The sequence below is a fragment of the Anaerococcus obesiensis ph10 genome (genome assembly GCF_000311745.1).
GTDB classification, from domain to species: domain Bacteria; phylum Bacillota; class Clostridia; order Tissierellales; family Peptoniphilaceae; genus Anaerococcus; species Anaerococcus vaginalis.
Genome location: NZ_HE978531.1, coordinates 746,521 through 765,039 on the forward strand (window position 1 = coordinate 746,521; position 18,519 = coordinate 765,039).

Sequence of the window (18,519 nt, forward strand, 5' to 3'; positions counted from 1 at the left end):
TTATTCTCCTTGTGTATTTTCTTGATTATTACCTTCGGTTTTTACTTTATTGAGAAGATTTTGCTTATCTGGATTTATTTTTATATCAAAATATTTGCAAACTATGTCTCTAAAAATTGGTGAAACATTAAATGATGTTGCCCCTTGAGTTAAAATTATTGATATTGCAATTTCTGGATCATCGTATGGAGCAAATCCAATCATCCATGCATAAGGGTCGTAACCACTTCCATCTGGATTTTTACCTTCAACTTCTGCTGTTCCTGTTTTTACTCCAACTTCAAGAGGCATTCTATTTAAAATAGCATTATTTTGAGCAACTAACAAGGTACCATATTTTATATCTTCCAAATATTTATCATCTTTAATAGAAATTTTCTTATGCTTTACTTGATTTTGATATAAAATATCTTTCGAATTATGGTTTGTTACTTCTTTTATTAATGTATATTTATTTAAATAACCACCATTTGATATTGTAGACATAACTCTATTCATTTGTAGTGGCGTGTATGAATTTTGCCCTTGTCCTATAACTATATTTAACATATCTGTTATATCCCATTTCGCTTGATTTAGATAAGTAAATTTTAAAGTATCAGCAAGACCTGCCCTATCATCTTTTTTAATTTCTAATGGTTCATAACCCATTTTATCAATCATTTCAATTAATTTTTTTCTATTTATAGAATTTGGATTATCCGCTAATTTTACAAGTTCATTTTTATCATTTTCAATATCAGATTTTGTTTTTTTAACATTTTTTTTCAAATATTTTTTTATATTTTTATCAAGGTACTTCTTCATTAATGATTTTGTAACTTCTAATTTCTTTTCGACAGATGGTATATTTCCACTTGATTCCTGTGGAATATTTATTTCTATTCCAGAAGTTTCATCTAATCCCAAAGTACTAGCAGCTTTTTTTACATCACTTAGTTCAAGCTTAAATCCAAGGCTTTTGCCAGTAGATGGATTTTCTCCCAAAGCCAAACAATAAAAGTAATAGTTACATGAATCTCTAATTGCATCATATAAATTTTCTTCTCCATGAGTTGTACCAGTTGTTGACCAAATTAAACAAGAAAATCTCCTACTTCCTATATCCATAAAACCATTACAATAATTTGTCATTTGTGGATTTAATCCTTTTTCCAAAGCCGCCAAAGAAGTTACTAATTTAAAAGTAGATCCAGGCATAACAGCAGTCTGACTTGCCACATTTAACATAGGTCTTGCTGCTAGCACAGATGAACCATCATCTACTTGTAAGCTTTCCCAATCAGAAGAAGAAATTCCAGTAGAAAATAAATTAGGATCATAACTTGGATATGAAGCCATTGCAAGAACTTCTCCAGTTTTTACATTACTTACAACAACTGCTCCATTTGTTGAATAAGGAGCAATTTCGCTAGTATTAAAATTCCCATATTCAGATTCATAGGTTTTACCTGTTCTAATTGATTCTAGAACTTTTGAAAGAGATTTTTCTGCTTGCGCTTGCAAATTAGCATCTATAGAAAGATAAACATCATTTCCTGGTTCTGATGGAGTTTTTGATAATGTTTCAATTCTATTTCCTGATGAATCAACCGTTACAATACTTTTTCCATTTTTTCCTCTGAGAGTATCTTGATATGATTCTTCGATTCCAGTTTTGCCGACAATTTCATCTCTTAAATATGAATCTTTTTTTACATATTTTTCCACTTCTTCATCGGTTGCAATTGGTCCCATGTAGCCTAAAACGTGGCTTGCCAAATTTCTATTTGGATAAGATCTTATAGGAATTGTTGCCACACTAATTCCCTTTGATTTGTCAATATTTTCTTCAATTCTTAGAACAGTCGAATCATCTAAATTATAAACTAAATTAATTGGTCTAAAACCAAATGAGCCTTGCCTATTAATAATGCTATCGATTGTCAAAATTCCACAAGCCTCATAGTCATTGTCATTTTTTATATCTGATACTGATTTTATATAATCAAGAACTTCTTTTGCGCTTTTTGCTTTATTTAGTTTTTTTACAACCTTATCTCGACTTTCATTTTTATCTCTGCTTGCATAATATTCAAAGAAATCTTTTTTGGCAACATTAAAAGTATAATCCCATTTGCTAGGCTTATCTTCTGAAATATCGATTGATGGATAGACGTTATTTATAGCATTAGCATTTTGTGCCAAATATTTTAAATCTTTATCTAAGATTACGCCCTTCAATAATTTATGTTTATCAGCAAGATTTGCCAATTCTTCTGCTGGATCTCCAGCTTGAGAATTTTTAAATTTTATATCAACAGAATATATATTTTTTTTATCTTTTGTTTCGGTTTTTACTTCTGTTGTAAAGTTTGCATATATACCTTTGTTTTCCAATTTTTCTATCAAAATATCTGCTGGAATTAGGTAAGAGCCATCTTCTTCATTTAAGCTTGCTGATTTTAAAAATTCTTTGATTGAAGATTTTTTTACAATTTCATAAAAATCATCACTAGCTTTTGTATCTAATTTTATTTCTGGATAGCCATCATTTAAACTAGCTTTTTTTTGTATGAGCTTTTCATCTGCCATCAAACTATAATCTTTTAAAATCACATTAGATTCTAAATTTTTTTCTTTTAAAATATTATAAGTTAATAATCTTGCTTGATTATTTTCAAGTATATTTTTTATAACAGACTTATCGTCGCCAATTGCACTAACAACAACGTCAAGAGGATCATCTTTTGTGCTATGACCTAATGCTTTTAATTTTTCTTTTGCATTTTCCTTATATACTAAATTAAGTTTATTATTTTTTTGCTTAACTAATATAGGAATGTCTATTCCTCTTTTTTTCAAGGCAAGAAGGGCAGTTTTTATTGTTTCATATTTTATCCCATCTTTGTTGCTAAAAGATCCTACTATTTCTCTTGTTAATTTTTTTTCAACTATTATATCAACAATTTTATCTTCTGGTGATTTTTCTTCTTTGAAATAATCATCCTCACTTTTGTATTGGAATGAATTTAGTCTAATATCAAAATCATTTTGGTAATTTACACCTGCTTCTTCCAAAATATTTACCAAAGAATTTACAGCCTTTATCCTATCTTCATCATCCAAGCTTGTAAGTTTATCTTTATATAATTGCACAGCAAAAGATGGAACTGTTGTAGCAAGAACATTTCCATTTCTGTCTAAAATATCTCCTCTACTTGCAATTTCATCAACTTCTTGAACTTTTCTATTATCTGATAAATCTCTGTAATGTTCTCCTTGATTTATCATAAGGATAAATAATTTTACAAAAATAGCAAGAAACATTAGACCAAAAACTATTTGCAAAATAGTTATTCTATTTTCTTTTTGTTTTCTCAAAACTTACACCCCTATATCCTATATGTTGGAATATACATTAGTTTTTTTATTATTATATGATAGATTAAATACATTAAAGTATTCAATAAAGCTTCTACCAAAATTGGTACAAATAAATAATTTTTAATAACAACTATATCCCCATTAAAAATATATGTTATTAAACTTACAAATAAAAAGTTTAATATAGTAAAAACAAAAGTTAAAATCAAACCTGTTTTTTTATCGCTACTAAATCTAAACTTTTCATCTCCAACTACATGACCTATCAAAAAATATGATAAAGCTCTTACACCAATTATTTTTGAAAACATAAGATCTTCCAACAAACCAATAACAAGCCCCGTATAAGAAGCACTCTTAGACCCAAGTGTTAAGGATAAACATATTACAAATGCAACTATAATATTGATATTTGCTCCAAATATATCCACCTTAGAAAAGACGCTAACTTGTAGGATAAAAGAAATAAAAGCTATTAAAAATGTTTTAAATTTATTCATATATCCACCTTACTTTCTAAGAACCAAAACCCTATACAAATGGGTAAAATCTGCTGGCGAATCAATAGTTACATTTTTTCTTAGAGAATCCTTGCTCATAATTACATTAGAAATTTCTCCCAAATATAAACCCTTAGGATAAACTCCCCCTATACCACTTGTAATTAATGTATCAGAATTTTTAACATCACTAGAAACTTCTAGCATATAACCACTAATTTTTTGTTTTTATAATCATCAATAACCCCATAATCTCCACTTCTAGAATTAATAAATGAAACGTCATTTGATGAATTTTTGATTGTTTCAACCTTGCTTGTTGTTGAATTTACCTTTACAACTTTTCCTATAACAGCAGATGAATACTCGCTATTTCCTATAGCTTGCAAAATTACATCATTAACTTTTATCCCGTCTTTTTTACCCTTGTCTATAAAAAATGATTCTTGCATACTTTTTACATCAGAATTAATAACTTGAGCTTTGACGTATTCATATTTTTGATTTTTTATAGCATCATTTTCAGCTTTCAAAAAATCTTTTCTATTAATAACTTCCATTAAGTTAGCATTTTCTTTTAAAAGATTTTGATTTTCTATCTTTAATTTTTCAACTTCGGCTCTTGTTTGCTTTGAACCAATAGTATCTTCTATAGCTTTAATTATTTCTGAAGTTATTGAATAAGAAGCTTTGTTTACGGGCTTGAATATGGTATTTGTTATATTATTACCAGCCTCTACCAAATCATCAGTAAGGCTTGATGTAAATATCAACAATACTAACAAAATAACCGTTATAAAAAAATGTTTATTGTTTTTTTCTTTCTTCTATAAGCCATACTTACCTACTTTGATATTTTAAAAATCTATCTGGATTTTCCATAATTAAGCCTGCACCTTTTATAGCATCTAATTCTGGCTTGTCAGATATTTTCGCCTTTAAATTTATTATTTTTTCAATATATTCACGAAGACCTCTAACATTTGCCATACCTCCAGTCATTAAAAATCCATCATTTTTAATATCACTGGATAATTCTGGCGGTGTTTTTTCCATTACCAAATAAATCATCTCTATTAGACTATCAGCAAATTCGCTTATGCAAGGTGCTATTTCTTCACTTGTAACTTTTATTCTTTTAGGTTGAGCATCTTTTACATCTCTACCTTCAACTTCCATTCCTATATCCTTATCTTTAAGTCTAAGTGATAGCAATTCCTTTTTAATAAGCTCTGCTGTATTTATACCTACTTCGATTTTTTTCTTTTCTCTCAAAAAATTTTGGATATTTTTATCGATGTCATCTCCGCCCATTTTTAAAGTTTTACTAGCAACAATTCCATTAAGGCTTATTACGCAAATCTCACTTGTTCCAGCCCCAAGATTTAAAGTCAAAATACCTCTTGGATCTTCTGGAGTAAGTCCAACTCCAAAACAAGCCGCAAGTGATTCATCAACCATTATTACATCCCTACTTCCAGCATGCAAAGAAGCATCTTCGACAGCTCTTTGTTCAATGTCAGTAATACCACTAGGAACGCAAACAACAACTCTTGGTTGAACAACCGAAAACCCAGGATTTATTTTTTGGAAAAAATAATTTAACATTGCCTCAGTTAAATTAAAATCAGATATAACACCCTTTTCAATAGGTCTTTGTACTATAATTTCATCAGGAGTTTTTCCAATCATTTCCTTAGCTTGTTGACCAATAGCTTTTATTTCCTTATTTTGGTGGTCAAGAACTAAAACAGATGGTTCAGAAATTACAACCCCTTCATTTTTCTTAAAAACTTTAATACAGCTGGTACCCAAATCAATTGCTAGGTCTTCTGCCATAATTCTAAAATTCATTTTATTCTCCTATATAATATTTTCTTGTCTAAAACTAAAATATTTATTATTGCCAATAATAATATGATCTAATACTTTTATATCCAAAATTTCTCCTGCTTTAACCAATCTTTGAGTAATCTCTTTATCATTACAAGAAGGATTTGGATTTCCACTTGGGTGGTTATGTACAAAAATCACAGAATTTGCACTCTTTTTTACAGCCGAAATAAAACATTCCCTAGGATTAACAATAGAAGAGTTAAGATCCCCAGTAGAAATCAACTCCTTGCTAATAATCACATTTTTTGTATCTAATAATATAGCATAGAAATGTTCTTTTTTTGTGTCTATAAATTTATTTTTCATTAAATTAAAAACATCCTCACAAGAATTAATACTTGTGATTTCCTTATTAACAATTTTCTCAGTAAGTCTTTTACCAAGCTGGATAGCGGCAATAATTTTACTAGCCTTGGCAAGTTTTATCCCATCAATTCCATTTAATTGCTCAATACTTATAGACAAAAGCTCCTCGCTAGAAAAAGTATTTAAAATTTCTCTAGCAAGTTCAATAGCATTTTTCTTCTTAGAGCCCGTTTCGATAAGAATTGCTAACAGCTCCTCATCACTCAAACTTGCATATCCTTCATTTTTCAACTTTTCCCTTGGTCTTTGACTAAGGTCCAAATCTTTGATTTTTTTATTCATTTATAACACCAAGTTTCTTTAAATGCTCAATTATAAAATTAGAACTCAAACCAACAAAAAATCCAGTAAAAATTCCTATAAAAACTAAAACTGGAAAATAATAAAACATCTTTATATTTTGCATAAAAAATATTGCAACAATAATTTGACCTAAATTATGAAAAAAAGCACCAATTTCACTTACTCCAATGAGTGAAAAATCATCATCTACCTTTTTAAGTGAAAAATACATAGCAGTTGTAGAAAAAATAGCTCCAACAAAAGAATAGAAAAAACTCATTACTGATCCAGTAATCAAAACCAACAAAAAAGATTTCAATATACTTACAGCTAAAGCCTTTTTATAATCATAAATATAAATAGCAACTAATATTATTATATTCGAAAAACCAAGCCTAGCACCAGGAATTGGAACAGGCATTGGAACCATAGATTCAATCAAAGAAATAGCAAGAGATAAAGCGACAAAAAGCGATAAATTTACATATACTTTTAAAGTTTTATTATTCATCCAACCACCTTATCAATTTCTTCCTCATTGCTATCCTCTTTTTCAGAAACAATTTCTAAAATCAATCTATGAGGAAGGCAAACTATAGTTTCTCCAACTTTTTTTATACTAGGCATGTGAGTACAAAGCAAATCTCTACAATTAGCTTCCTTCATACTAACTTGCCCATTTTTTATCTCAACAATATTAAATTCATCATCGTCAATTTTAATTTTAAATTTTTTATCTTTATTAAGTGGATATTTACCATATTCTTTCCCATTAAGCTCAACTCTCAAATAATTTCCATCTTCTCCCGACTTAATTTTTTGCACAAAAAAAGCCATACTCAAGCTTAATAATAAAAGTAATAAAATTACAATAATATCTCTTTTTTTAATTTCATATCTACCTCTTATAAGAGTTTATCATTTAAAACAGATTAATGTCAATTTAAAAAATCCAAATAAAAAAAGACCACCGATTTATTTCGATGGTCAAATCTTTATCTTATTTTTTATTCAACATCAATACATTTTGCAGGACATTTTTCTGCAGCTTCTTTTAAAAGATTTAGATCTAAATTATCAGATATTGTTTCTTTTGATAAGAAATTATCCATTGTAAATCCTTCTGGATAAGTTCTTGCACAAATTGAACAACCAATACATCCAACTTTACAATTTCCTCTAACATCTTTTCCTTTATCATGAGAAGAACATTTTACAATTGCTTTTTGTGAATAAGGAACAAGCTCAATAATATTTTTTGGACAAGTTTTAACACAAGCTCCACAAGCCACACATTTTTCCTTATCTACAACACTTACTCCATCCACCATATGTATAGCATCAAATTCACAAGCTTTAACACATGAGCCACAACCAAGGCAACCATAATTACAAGCTTTTTTTCCACCAAATAAAGCAATTTGTGCTCTACAATCTTCAAGACCTGCATATTCGTATAAATCTTTTGCATTTTCGCAAGTTCCATTACATTTTACAACTGCAACTTGCTTGTCCCCAGCTCCAGCTGACTCAACTCCCATAGCACTTGCAACTGCATCTGTTACAGATTGTCCACCAATTACACAAGCAGAAACAGGAGCTTCTCCCTTTGCAATTGCATTTGCACAACCATCACAACCAGGATAACCGCAAGCTCCACAGTTTGCTCCAGGAAGTGCATCTCTTACTCTTTCAACAATTGGGTCTGTTTCAACCTCAAATTTTTTACTAATAACACCTAATAAGCCAGCTAGTACAAATCCTAATATGGCTAATACAAGTGTTGGAATTAATATATTATTCATCACATTTCTCCTCTATGCTAATCCTGCAAAGCCCATAAAGGCAATTGACATTAGACCTAGAGTAATCAAAGTAATAGGTCCACCCTTGAAAGCTTCTGGCAAGTCGTTATCTTCGATTTTTTCTCTTATAGAAGCAAGTATTACTAAAGCAATTAAGAAACCTACTGCAGCTGCTGCTGCGTTTATTGTTGTTTCTAATAAATTATAGCTTTCATTTATATTTTTAATAGCCACACCAAGTACTATACAGTTAGTTGTAATTAATGGTAGATAAACACCAAGAGCCTCATAAAGATTTGGCATTGATTTTTTCATAATCATCTCTACTGTTTGCACTAATGAAGCGATTACTAAAATAAATACAACTGTTTGTAAATATCCAATTTTTAATGGATCTAATATATAATATTGGATAACCCAAGTAATAATTGAAGATAAGGTTACTACGAAAATTACTGCAGCTCCCATTCCTTTTGCAGTTTCAACTTTACTTGTTACACCAAGTGTTGGACAAATTCCTAAAAATTGTCCCAAAACATAATTATTTACAAATATTGATGCAATAATTATTGAAAATAATTCTGACATAATTCCTCCTACTTATTATTTTTCTTCTTGTTTGAAATAGCTGCTGCTACTGCAAACATGATTCCTAGGATAATAAATGAAGATGCTGGTTGAATTAAAAATCCAATTGTATAATCTTCAGGAATTATTCTATTATCTAGTAATGTACCATTTCCAAATAATTCTCTAATAGCTGCAAGAATAGAAATTGCTATTGTATAACCTAAACCTTGACCAATACCATCAATAATTGATGCTATAGGACCTTGTTGTGAAGCAAATCCTTCAGCTCTTGCAAGAATTATACAGTTTACAACTATAAGTGGAATAAAAATTCCAAGTGATTGATCAAGTGCTGGCAAGTATGCTTTTATAATCATTTGAACCATAGTTACGAAACTTGCAATTACAACTATAAAAGCTGGAATTCTTACTTCATCTGGAATAAAATTTCTCAAAACAGAAATTACCAAGTTTGAAAGTGTAAGTACAAAAATTACTGCAGCTCCCATTCCAATCGCATTAGAAAGTGAAGATGAAATAGCAAGTACAGAACACATTCCTACCATTTGTACAAATACTGGGTTATTTGAAAATATTCCGTCTTTAAAAACTTTTCCCAAATTTACAGATTTTTTCTTTCTTTTTTCTTTTTCTTTTTGAACATCTATAGGTTTTCCAGTTTGTCTTTCCATATCTTTACCTCCTACTTAAGATCTTTCAATACTTCACGAGCAGTATTTATACCATTAAGGATAGTATTAGTTGAATATGTAGCTCCTGAAATTCCTACAATTTCGTTTTCAGATCCGGCTTCTGATGCACCGACTTTCTTGTCAACACTTACGCCTTTAACTCCTTCTTTAAACCAATCTTCTTCCATTTGAAGACCAAATCCTGCAGATTCTGAATGTTTTAAAGGACTGAAACCTGTTAATTTATTTTCACTATCAACCCCAACGATAAATTCGATGTCTCCACCATATCCACCTTTAGAATTTACATCAAACACATATCCTTTGCCTCCATCAGCTTTATAAACTCCTTTTACAGCTTCAGGAAATTTTCCCTTAACTTCTTCAAAGTCTTTTCCTTCTGGATAGGCAATTTTTAATGATTCATTTAATTTTTCTTGTTCAGCTTTTTTTATAATTGGTTCTGTAACTGAATTTGTAAAGGCCAATACTAAAGCTGATACAGCTGTAATTATTAATAGTTTAATTCCTAATTTTAATGCTTTATTCATCTTTTGCCCCTTTACTAGCTACACCAAATACCTTAGGCATTGTCTTACTATCAATAAGAGGAACTAATAAGTTCATTAATAAAATTGAATATGAAACACCTTCTGGGTATCCACCGAATACTCTTATTAGTGAAGTGATAAGTCCGCAACCAAAAGCAAATATTATTTCTCCTTTTTTTGTTACAGGACTTGTTGTATAGTCTGTTGCCATGAAAAATGCTCCAAGCATTAGACCACCTGATAATAATTGTTCGATTATTCCATCAACAGATTTATTAAATACCATCAATAGGATTGCTGTTGTTAATATGTATACTGCAGGTATTCTTAGTGAAATAACTTTTCTAATTACAAGATATGCTGCTCCAATTAATATAGCGATAGTTGAAACTTCTCCAATACATCCACCCATATTTCCTATAAACATATCTAATAAAGCTGGTTTTTCTCCTCCTGATAAAACCGTTGCAGCTGATACTGCTGAAACTTTTCCTGGTGCAACATAATTTGACATATTTTTTGACCAAGATGCAAGTAAAAATGCTCTTGCTCCCAAAGCTGGGTTTACAATATTTTGTCCTATTCCACCAAAAAATTGCTTACAAATAACTATAGCAAAAGCTGCGCCTATTACTGTTTGCCAAACTGGCATGGTAACTGGGATATTATAGGCTAAAAGTAAACCTGTAACTATTGCTGATAAATCATTTATTGATGATTGTCTTTTCATAACTTTGTTAGATATAAATTCTGCAATAACACAACTTGCTACTGATGCAATCATTAAAACAAGTGCTTTCATTCCAAAGAAATATATTCCTGCAAGTCCTGTTGGAATAAGAGCAATTATTACATCTAACATTTCTTTAGTAACAGTTCTCTCGCTTCTCATATGAGGAGAGGATGATACTAATAATTTTTTTGCTTCCATTTATTTCTCCTCTACTTTCCTGCTTGACGAATTTGTCTTTTTCCAAACCTAATAGCTTCAACCAAAGGTCTTTTTGATGGACAAATATATGAACATGATCCACATTCTATACAATCAAGTATATGAAGATCTTGTGCCTTATCAAATTTTTCTTTTAATGAAAATTTGTGAATTAATAATGGCATAAGTCCAACTGGACAAACATTTACACACTTAGCACATCTTATACAAGGATTTGTAATTGGTGCTTTTGATTCTTCTTCGTTTAAAACTAAGATACAGTTACTAGCTTTTTCTACTGGTTGATTTATATTTGGTTGGGCAATTCCCATCATTGGTCCACCATTTATAACTTTTCCAGCATCTTCTGTAAGTCCGCCAGCTTCTTCTATCATATGATCAAAACTTGTTCCAATTCTTACTAGGAAATTTGAAGGATTTTTTATTCCATGACCTGTTACTGTCATATATCTTTCTATTAGTGGTTTTCCGTAATAAACTGCTTCATAAACTGCGTTTGCTGAAGAAACGTTTGACACTATAACTCCAACATCCATTGGAAGACCACCTGATGGTACTTCTCTATGTAATACTGCATTTATTATTCTTTTTTCATCACCTTGTGGATACTTGGTAACCATGGTTGCCACTTCAAGTTTTGATGAATTTTTATTTGCAAGTGCCTTTTTAACCTTTTCGATTGCTTCTGGTTTGTTATCTTCGATTGCAATAATTCCTTTTTTTGCATCTACTGCTTTAACAAGTAATTCCAAAGCATCTACTATTACTTCAGGTTTTGTTTTCAAAATAAAATCATCGCAAGTAACGTAAGGTTCACACTCAGCACCATTTATAATAACAGTATCAATTGGTTTGTTTGGTGAATATTTAATATGTGCTGGGAATGATGCTCCTCCCATACCTACAAGACCATTTTCTTTCATCGCCTCAACTATTTTTTCTTTAGTCAAGTTTGTAACGTCTTTTCTTTCGTAGTTAATTTCTTGGTCATAGCCTTCTGTGTCAATAACAACAGCTTTGCTGTTTTTACCAGATGCTGTTTGGATATCGATTACACTTGAAACTTTACCATTAACTGATGAGTGAATATTACAAGAAAAATTTCCTACAGCTTCGCCGATAAGCTGTCCAATTTTCACTTCATCGTTTTTCTTAACTAAACATTTACTTGGAGCTCCAATGTGTTGAGTAAGTGGAATTGTTACAGTTTTTGGAATTTTTGCAACAATTAAGTCTTTTTTTTCACTTAATTCCTTATACTCTGGAATTTTTACTCCATTAGCAAATGTTAAATTTTCTAGAGCCATAATCTCTCCTTTCATTTAATCCGTATACTAGCATTATAATTTATTTAAAAATATTATTCAATGATTATAATACATCAAATAATATTTTTTTAACAAATTTCTTATAATTTTTTATAGATAATGATTTTCTATCTTTTAATTCTTCCTTGCTTGGAAGTCCATCATCGTAAAATACCTTCATCAAATCATAATTTGAATTTATTTTTATTACATATTGTCTAGTTTCTTTTGTAGGAATTTTTGTTGGATCTGGGTCGTGTTTGTCTATTTTTTTGTCTGCAATTAGTTTGTCTATATTTCCTATTCCTCCATTATAAGCTGCAAGAGCCAAGTCGACATTATTATAATATTCATTCAAATATTTGAAATACCCCACGCCAAGATTTAAATTATAATCTACTTCTTTTAATTTGTCTGGATAATATTCTTCTCCAATTATTTCTGCACTATGTTTTGCAGATGAATCTAATAATTGCATAAGTCCCATAGCATTTTGACTTGAGTGAGCTTCTGTGTCAAAATCACTTTCTACTTTTATAATTGATGCAATCAAAAGTGGGTCTACATTATATTTTTGTGAATATTTTTCTATTTCTTCTTGGTAGGCAATTTTTTGTCTTGATGTTTGATAGGCTACTATTGAAAAACTAATTATAACAACCATCACAAACGCTAATATTATTATTCCTATTATTTTAAAAATATTTTTTAAAGCTTTCATATATTCTCCAAATTTTTTAAAGCTATTTCTACTTTTTTTTCTAAATTTTCTAAGGATGTGCTATTATCAAAAATCACATCTGATTTTTTTTGCATTTCTAAAAAATCTTGACTCTTAATTTTTTTTAATGCAAAATCTCTTCCTATCTTATCTCTTTGCATTAATCTTTCTATTTGAATTTCTCTATCTGCAATAACTAGCCATACATAATCACAAGGAAATTTTTCTTTCATTTGAAAGTACAAGGGAATTTCTACAAAAATATTTTTCTCATTACTTTCTTTTATCAAATTATTTATATAAGCAATGATATTTTTATGAGTAATTTTATTTATCAATTCTCTTTTTTGAGAATTATTAAAAATTATTTTTGCTAAGATTTTCTTATCTAAATTTTCTCCATCAAAAGCCTCGTCAAAAGCTTTTGATGATAAAATTTCCTTGTAATTTATTTGGTCTTTTTCTAGTAATTTCTTATTTATTTCATCGCTATCAATAACTTGATAGCCTTTTTTTCTCAAAATTTCTGATAAAGAAGATTTGCCACTTGCAATTGTTCCAGTTATAACAATTTTATTTTGACTCATACATACTTTCTCCGCTATCTATGTCAACCAAAAGTGGAACATTTAAATTTACGGCATCTTGCATAGATGATTTAAGAATCTCTTTTGCTTTTTCCAAATCTTTTTTACTTGCTTCTATGATTATTTCATCATGAATTTGTAAAACTATTTTTGCATCTATTTTTGCTTTTTGCAAATTTTGGTATGAATTTATCATGGCAAATTTTATAATGTCCGCAGCTGTTCCTTGAATTGGTGTATTTAAAGCAACCCTTTCTCCAAAACTTCTTACATTGAAATTTTTAGAATTTATTTCTGGAACATACCTTCTTCTATTAAATATTGTATTTACATATCCATCTTCTTTGGCTTTTTTTACAATATCTTTCATGTATTTTTTGATTTCTGGATAGGTGTCAAGGTAATTTTCTATATATTCCTTGGCTCTTTTTCTTGGTATATTTAAATTTTGGCTAAGTCCATAATCGCTTATACCATAGATTATTCCAAAATTTACTGCTTTAGCCTCACTTCTTTGTAATTTTGTAACCTCATCAATTGGAGTAGAAAAAACTTCTGATGCAGTCTTTGTGTGTATATCAATATCTTTTGAAAAAGCCTCTTGCATTTTTTTATCATTTGCAAGATGAGCCAAAACTCTTAATTCAATTTGTGAATAGTCCGCATCAATTAATACTTTCTCATCATCAGCTTTGAAAGCTTTTCTGATTTTTCTGCCCTCTTCGGTTCTAATTGGAAGATTTTGTAAATTTGGTTCTGTTGAAGAAAGTCTACCTGTTGCTGTTACATTTTGCTTAAATGTTGACCTAATTCTTCCATCTTTGTCAATACATTCTTCAAGACTTTCAAGATATGTTGATTTTAATTTATACATTTCCCTATATCTTTCAATTTTTTCGATTATAGGGTGTTTTTTTCTTAATTTTTCTAAAACTTGAGCATTTGTTGAATATCCAGTCTTTGTTTTTTTAATTATAGGAAGTTTCAAATCTTCAAATAAAATTTTTGAAAGTTGCTTTGGTGAATTTATATTAAATTCACTACCAGCAAGTTCATAGATTATTTTTTCTAAATCTCCAAGTTCAAGAGAAACTTCATCTTTAATTTTCTCAAGCTCATTTTTATCACAAACAAAACCTGTTATTTCCATATCCGCAAGAACTTTGGATAATTTTATTTCACAATCCTTATAAAGATCAAACATAGAAAGCTCTTTTAATTTTTGGGTTAAAATATCCAGACTATCTTCAATTGCATTTACAATAGATGCCAAATATTTGCCAAGATTATCAGAATCCAAATCCTCATAAGATTTTTTACTTTTTCCCTTACCAAGCAAATCTTCTTCATTTTCTACTTCATATTTCAAAAATGCTTGGCTAAATGTTTTTAAATCATAAGATGACCTTGAAGGATCAATTAGATAGTGCATAAGCATAGTATCATCATAAGGCAAAGAAATATTTATCCCAAGCTTATCAAACAAGACAATATCTTCTTTAATATCAAAAGAAACTTTTTTAATATTATCATCCTCAAAATATTTTTTGAATTTTTCTACAAATTTTTCATCGGGATTATAAATATAAGTTTTTGATGAAGGTGTTTTTATTACTATTTTATAGGCATTAGAGTGAATATAATTATCCCCCTCAAAAATGCTTTTAAAATAAAATACCCCATCTTTTTCAATATCATCTATTATAGAAAAATCATCAGAAAATGAATAAGAAAATTCTATTTCATCTTTTCTTTCTTCGCTAGTATCTTCAAATTTTTCCATAAATTTATTGAAATTATATTTTGAAAATTTTTCTCTCAAAGAATCCAAATCTGGTTCTTTTACCTTTAATTCTGAAATTTTCATCCCAACTGGAGCATTTGTAACAATTGTTCCAATTTTTTTGGACAAAAAGGCAATTTGCTTTAAATTTTCTAGATTTTCCTTAGTTTTTTTGCCCTTAATATCATCCAAATTTTCATATAAGCCTTCCATAGACCCATATTTTTTTATAAATTTAATAGCAGTTTTTTCGCCAATTCCATCAACACCAGGAATATTATCAGACTTATCTCCCATAAGACCTTTAACATCAATTAATTGTTTTGGACTAAGACCATAATCATTTTCAATAGATTTTTCAGTAATTTCTTCCATCTGAGAAATTCCTTTTCTTGTAAGAAAAACCACAACCTTATCATTTACAAGTTGAAAATAATCTTTGTCCCCTGTAATAATTACAGTTTCAAGACCTTCTTCCTTTGCAATTGTAGAAAAAGTTCCAACAATATCATCAGCCTCATAACCATCTATATCCAAATACTTTACATTTAATGAATCAAGAATGTCTTTTAAAATTCCAAATTGATAATTCAATTCGTTTGGCGCCTTATCCCTATTTGCTTTATAATCTTCAAATTCTTTGTGCCTAAAAGTTTTTGTTTTCTTATCAAAAGCAACCAAAATATAATCTGGCTTATATTCTTCAACAGCCCTAAAATACATGGTTAAAAATCCATAAACACCGTTTGTCATAACACCGTCAGCATTTGTAAGATTCGGAAGGGCAAAAAAGGCTCTAAAAATCAAACTAGATCCGTCAATTAGCATTACTTTTTTACTCATATATTTCTCCTTTCTATAAGTATAACACATTTTAATTTTCACAAAAAAATAAGTAGAAAAATTTGCTGATTAAAAATTTGAAAATTAAAATTTTAAAATAAAAAATTTAAAAAGGCATCAAAAAAAGCTATGCAATTTTGCATAGCTTAAATATGAAAAAAATAAAAAAATTAATGGTGCTGGTGGTGGGACTTGAACCCACACGTTCCGGAGAACAACAGAGTTTGAGTCTGTCTCGTCTGCCAATTCCGACACACCAGCATTAACACTACCTAATTATTATAACACCATTAATCGCCTTATGCAAATTTTTTTACATTTTTCTCAAATCATTAAAATCATTTCCCAAAATTTTTAAATTATTAATTAGTTTCATCCCACTTTTAGAAAAACAAAATTTCAAAGCAATTAAACTTGTCAATACTCCTATAATAATTCCACAAAAAACATCTGATGGAAAATGAACATACAAATATAATCTTGAAAAAGCAATCAGGATTGCCAAAATGCTTGCCAGTATATTAATTGTTTTTGATTTTGAAAATAATAATATTACTGTAAGCATACAAAAAGAAATTGACGAATGCCCAGATGGAAATGATGGATCTTGAGGTTTTAAAACTAACAATTTAATTCCATCAACAATTTCAAAAGGTCTAATCCTTCCAACAGCAGGTTTTAAAATCAAATTTACAACCAAGGCATTAAATAAAAAACAAACAATCATAAGCCTAGCCATTTTTTTATATTCTTTTGTAGTTAAAAAAATCAAAATCAATAAAATCCAAAAAATTCCCATATTCCCAAGAGCAGTAATGGTTGTCATTATTTTATCCAAGATGGGACTTTTTATATTTTGAATTAAATTCAATAATGAAATATCTATTTTTGTTATAAAATTCATACTTTCCCCTTTATTTTTACAAATATAATATCACAAAGAAGAAAAATAAAAAAGACTGCGCTAAGCAGTCTCTATTGTACTTTTGTATTTATGGTTTCTTTAACCATTTGATCGGCTTTTAAAATTCTTGCTCTTTGATTTTCGTCAACCTTATCAAAATATTTTCCTCCTTCAAGAAAATCTTTTGTTCTGTAAACTCTTGAAAGTTTTCCATATTCATCATTAATATGTCCAACCCAAATCGGATAAAAATTAACTTCTCCTAATTTTACTTTTCCAGTTTTTGTATTTTTCTCTACATTTATATCAAAGGCAACTGATTGTTCTGTTCTAATATCTCCCAAAGCCTCCAAGGATTGGTTTGATACAAAATTTCCACAAGCATAAGCAATATATCCTTCTTTTCCATTTTCAGCTTTATATCTTTCTGCTGGTTGAACAACGTGAGGATGATTTCCAATAACTACATCTGCTCCCCACTTTATCATATTTCTTGCCAAAGTAATATGTTCTTGGGCTGGATATGATTGGTATTCTATTCCCCAATGTGGATAAACTATAATAAAATCCGAATTTTTTCTAGCTTCTTTTATGTCTTCTTCTATTATTTTTTCATCCAAATAATTTATAATTTCATTTGGCTTATGATTTACTACTAAACTTTCTAAACCATTAACTCCATAGGTGTAAGCCAAAAATCCTATTTTCATATTTTTTACTTGAATATATTTTATCCTACTTTCTCCTGCTTTTCTTGTTCCGCAGTGAGCGATTCCTTCCTTATCCATGGCTTCCATTGTATCATAGATTCCTTTTTCTTCTGAATCTAGGGTGTGATTGTTAGCTGTTGAAAGTAAATCAAAACCCGCATCTTTTATATCTTTCAAATATTCAGCTGGGCTTGTAAATTGTGGAAAACCAGAAGGTTGTTTATCAGAATTTATGCTTGTTTCAAAATTTCCAATTGCTAAATCAGAATCTGATACAAATTCTTTTATATATTCAAATTGTCTAGAAAAATCATAATTTCCTTTTCCATAATTTTTTGCATAATTTACTTGACCCATGTGAGCCATAATATCTCCAAAAGCTTTTATATTTATTTTTTCGACTTTTGAATCTGAATCATTTGTGTTTGAGTCTTTTTTCTCAATTTTACTTATATTTTTCTTTTTGTTATTTGAATCAGAACTATCATCGTTAGATTTTTTTCTTTCTTTTATTATAATATTTTCTGCAATATTTGAATTAGAATCAGTTTTATCTTCATTTTTCTTACAAGATGTAAAACTAATAGCTAGAAAAAATATTAAAATAACTGATAATATTCTCTTAATTTTTTTCATTTCTACTCCTTTATTTATATAATCGTATACAATTATATATTATTCTAT

19 protein-coding genes and 1 tRNA gene are annotated in these 18,519 nt (G+C 29.2%); all 20 read right to left on the minus strand.

Annotation, left to right across the window (positions count from 1 at the left end; all coding sequences use genetic code 11):
• Positions 1-3,363, minus strand: a complete 3,363-nt coding sequence (locus HGAG_RS03805; RefSeq protein ID WP_019117990.1) for a penicillin-binding transpeptidase domain-containing protein — start codon at positions 3,361-3,363, stop codon at positions 1-3.
• Between the two features lie 11 nt (positions 3,364-3,374).
• Complete coding sequence (mreD, locus tag HGAG_RS03810; protein ID WP_019117991.1) at positions 3,375-3,866, minus strand: rod shape-determining protein MreD; 492 nt, start codon at positions 3,864-3,866, stop codon at positions 3,375-3,377.
• Positions 3,867-3,875: 9 nt separating this feature from the next.
• Complete coding sequence (locus HGAG_RS12295) at positions 3,876-4,073, minus strand: rod shape-determining protein MreC (protein ID WP_280101244.1); 198 nt, start codon at positions 4,071-4,073, stop codon at positions 3,876-3,878.
• Positions 4,067-4,651 carry a rod shape-determining protein MreC gene (gene mreC / locus HGAG_RS12300; RefSeq protein WP_280101245.1) on the minus strand — a complete coding sequence of 195 codons (585 nt, stop codon included), beginning with the start codon at positions 4,649-4,651 and terminating at the stop codon, positions 4,067-4,069. Before mreC ends, HGAG_RS12295 begins: the two co-directional genes overlap by 7 nt.
• A gap of 55 nt (positions 4,652-4,706) precedes the next feature.
• The gene (gene mreB / locus HGAG_RS03820) at positions 4,707-5,720 is read right to left on the minus strand and encodes a rod shape-determining protein (RefSeq protein ID WP_004838531.1); all 1,014 of its coding nucleotides are present in this window, start codon (positions 5,718-5,720) and stop codon (positions 4,707-4,709) included.
• A 9-nt stretch (positions 5,721-5,729) separates the two neighbouring features.
• Positions 5,730-6,410 (minus strand): RadC family protein, encoded by a 681-nt coding sequence (gene radC, locus HGAG_RS03825; RefSeq protein ID WP_019117992.1) that lies wholly within the window; start codon positions 6,408-6,410, stop codon positions 5,730-5,732.
• Positions 6,403-6,921 (minus strand): Gx transporter family protein, encoded by a 519-nt coding sequence (locus HGAG_RS03830; protein WP_019117993.1) that lies wholly within the window; start codon positions 6,919-6,921, stop codon positions 6,403-6,405. The genes radC and HGAG_RS03830 overlap by 8 nt, the downstream gene beginning before the upstream one ends.
• Positions 6,918-7,319, minus strand: coding sequence for a NusG domain II-containing protein (locus HGAG_RS03835; RefSeq protein ID WP_280101254.1), 402 nt, complete (start codon positions 7,317-7,319; stop codon positions 6,918-6,920). Before HGAG_RS03835 ends, HGAG_RS03830 begins: the two co-directional genes overlap by 4 nt.
• Positions 7,320-7,417: 98 nt before the next feature.
• Positions 7,418-8,215, minus strand: a complete 798-nt coding sequence (locus HGAG_RS03840) for an RnfABCDGE type electron transport complex subunit B (protein ID WP_019117995.1) — start codon at positions 8,213-8,215, stop codon at positions 7,418-7,420.
• Between the two features lie 12 nt (positions 8,216-8,227).
• Positions 8,228-8,803, minus strand: coding sequence for an electron transport complex subunit RsxA (rsxA, locus tag HGAG_RS03845; protein WP_004838526.1), 576 nt, complete (start codon positions 8,801-8,803; stop codon positions 8,228-8,230).
• A gap of 8 nt (positions 8,804-8,811) precedes the next feature.
• A complete protein-coding gene (gene rsxE, locus HGAG_RS03850) occupies positions 8,812-9,477 on the minus strand; it encodes an electron transport complex subunit RsxE (RefSeq protein ID WP_019117996.1) in 666 nt (221 codons plus the stop codon).
• Between the two features lie 11 nt (positions 9,478-9,488).
• Positions 9,489-10,028, minus strand: a complete 540-nt coding sequence (locus HGAG_RS03855; RefSeq protein ID WP_019117997.1) for an RnfABCDGE type electron transport complex subunit G — start codon at positions 10,026-10,028, stop codon at positions 9,489-9,491.
• Positions 10,021-10,959, minus strand: coding sequence for an RnfABCDGE type electron transport complex subunit D (locus tag HGAG_RS03860; protein WP_019117998.1), 939 nt, complete (start codon positions 10,957-10,959; stop codon positions 10,021-10,023). Before HGAG_RS03860 ends, HGAG_RS03855 begins: the two co-directional genes overlap by 8 nt.
• A gap of 11 nt (positions 10,960-10,970) precedes the next feature.
• Complete coding sequence (gene rsxC / locus HGAG_RS03865; protein WP_019117999.1) at positions 10,971-12,287, minus strand: electron transport complex subunit RsxC; 1,317 nt, start codon at positions 12,285-12,287, stop codon at positions 10,971-10,973.
• Between the two features lie 64 nt (positions 12,288-12,351).
• Positions 12,352-13,008, minus strand: coding sequence for a lytic transglycosylase domain-containing protein (locus HGAG_RS03870; RefSeq protein ID WP_019118000.1), 657 nt, complete (start codon positions 13,006-13,008; stop codon positions 12,352-12,354).
• Entirely contained in the window at positions 13,005-13,595 is a 591-nt protein-coding gene (coaE, locus tag HGAG_RS03875; protein ID WP_019118001.1) for a dephospho-CoA kinase, read from the minus strand. Before coaE ends, HGAG_RS03870 begins: the two co-directional genes overlap by 4 nt.
• A complete protein-coding gene (gene polA, locus HGAG_RS03880; RefSeq protein WP_019118002.1) occupies positions 13,582-16,221 on the minus strand; it encodes a DNA polymerase I in 2,640 nt (879 codons plus the stop codon). The genes coaE and polA overlap by 14 nt, the downstream gene beginning before the upstream one ends.
• 174 nt (positions 16,222-16,395) lie before the next feature.
• Positions 16,396-16,482 (minus strand) — tRNA-Leu (locus HGAG_RS03885).
• 52 nt (positions 16,483-16,534) lie between these two features.
• On the minus strand, positions 16,535-17,125 hold the full coding sequence (locus HGAG_RS03890) for a phosphatase PAP2 family protein (protein ID WP_019118003.1): 591 nt from the start codon (positions 17,123-17,125) through the stop codon (positions 16,535-16,537).
• A gap of 71 nt (positions 17,126-17,196) precedes the next feature.
• Positions 17,197-18,471, minus strand: coding sequence for a CapA family protein (locus tag HGAG_RS03895; RefSeq protein WP_019118004.1), 1,275 nt, complete (start codon positions 18,469-18,471; stop codon positions 17,197-17,199).
• Positions 18,472-18,519: the final 48 nt, after the last annotated feature.

Bases quoted from the DNA above. Each gene is read 5' to 3' on its own strand.
- mreD (WP_019117991.1), bottom strand. From the start codon at position 3,866: ATGAATAAATTTAAAACATTTTTAATAGCTTTTATTTCTTTTATCCTA.
- HGAG_RS12295 (WP_280101244.1), bottom strand. From the start codon at position 4,073: ATGCTAGAAGTTTCTAGTGATGTTAAAAATTCTGATACATTAATTACA.
- mreB (WP_004838531.1), bottom strand. From the start codon at position 5,720: ATGAATTTTAGAATTATGGCAGAAGACCTAGCAATTGATTTGGGTACC.
- radC (WP_019117992.1), bottom strand. From the start codon at position 6,410: ATGAATAAAAAAATCAAAGATTTGGACCTTAGTCAAAGACCAAGGGAA.
- HGAG_RS03830 (WP_019117993.1), bottom strand. From the start codon at position 6,921: ATGAATAATAAAACTTTAAAAGTATATGTAAATTTATCGCTTTTTGTC.
- HGAG_RS03840 (WP_019117995.1), bottom strand. From the start codon at position 8,215: ATGAATAATATATTAATTCCAACACTTGTATTAGCCATATTAGGATTT.
- rsxA (WP_004838526.1), bottom strand. From the start codon at position 8,803: ATGTCAGAATTATTTTCAATAATTATTGCATCAATATTTGTAAATAAT.
- rsxE (WP_019117996.1), bottom strand. From the start codon at position 9,477: ATGGAAAGACAAACTGGAAAACCTATAGATGTTCAAAAAGAAAAAGAA.
- HGAG_RS03855 (WP_019117997.1), bottom strand. From the start codon at position 10,028: ATGAATAAAGCATTAAAATTAGGAATTAAACTATTAATAATTACAGCT.
- HGAG_RS03860 (WP_019117998.1), bottom strand. From the start codon at position 10,959: ATGGAAGCAAAAAAATTATTAGTATCATCCTCTCCTCATATGAGAAGC.
- rsxC (WP_019117999.1), bottom strand. From the start codon at position 12,287: ATGGCTCTAGAAAATTTAACATTTGCTAATGGAGTAAAAATTCCAGAG.
- HGAG_RS03870 (WP_019118000.1), bottom strand. From the start codon at position 13,008: ATGAAAGCTTTAAAAAATATTTTTAAAATAATAGGAATAATAATATTA.
- coaE (WP_019118001.1), bottom strand. From the start codon at position 13,595: ATGAGTCAAAATAAAATTGTTATAACTGGAACAATTGCAAGTGGCAAA.
- polA (WP_019118002.1), bottom strand. From the start codon at position 16,221: ATGAGTAAAAAAGTAATGCTAATTGACGGATCTAGTTTGATTTTTAGA.
- HGAG_RS03890 (WP_019118003.1), bottom strand. From the start codon at position 17,125: ATGAATTTTATAACAAAAATAGATATTTCATTATTGAATTTAATTCAA.
- HGAG_RS03895 (WP_019118004.1), bottom strand. From the start codon at position 18,471: ATGAAAAAAATTAAGAGAATATTATCAGTTATTTTAATATTTTTTCTA.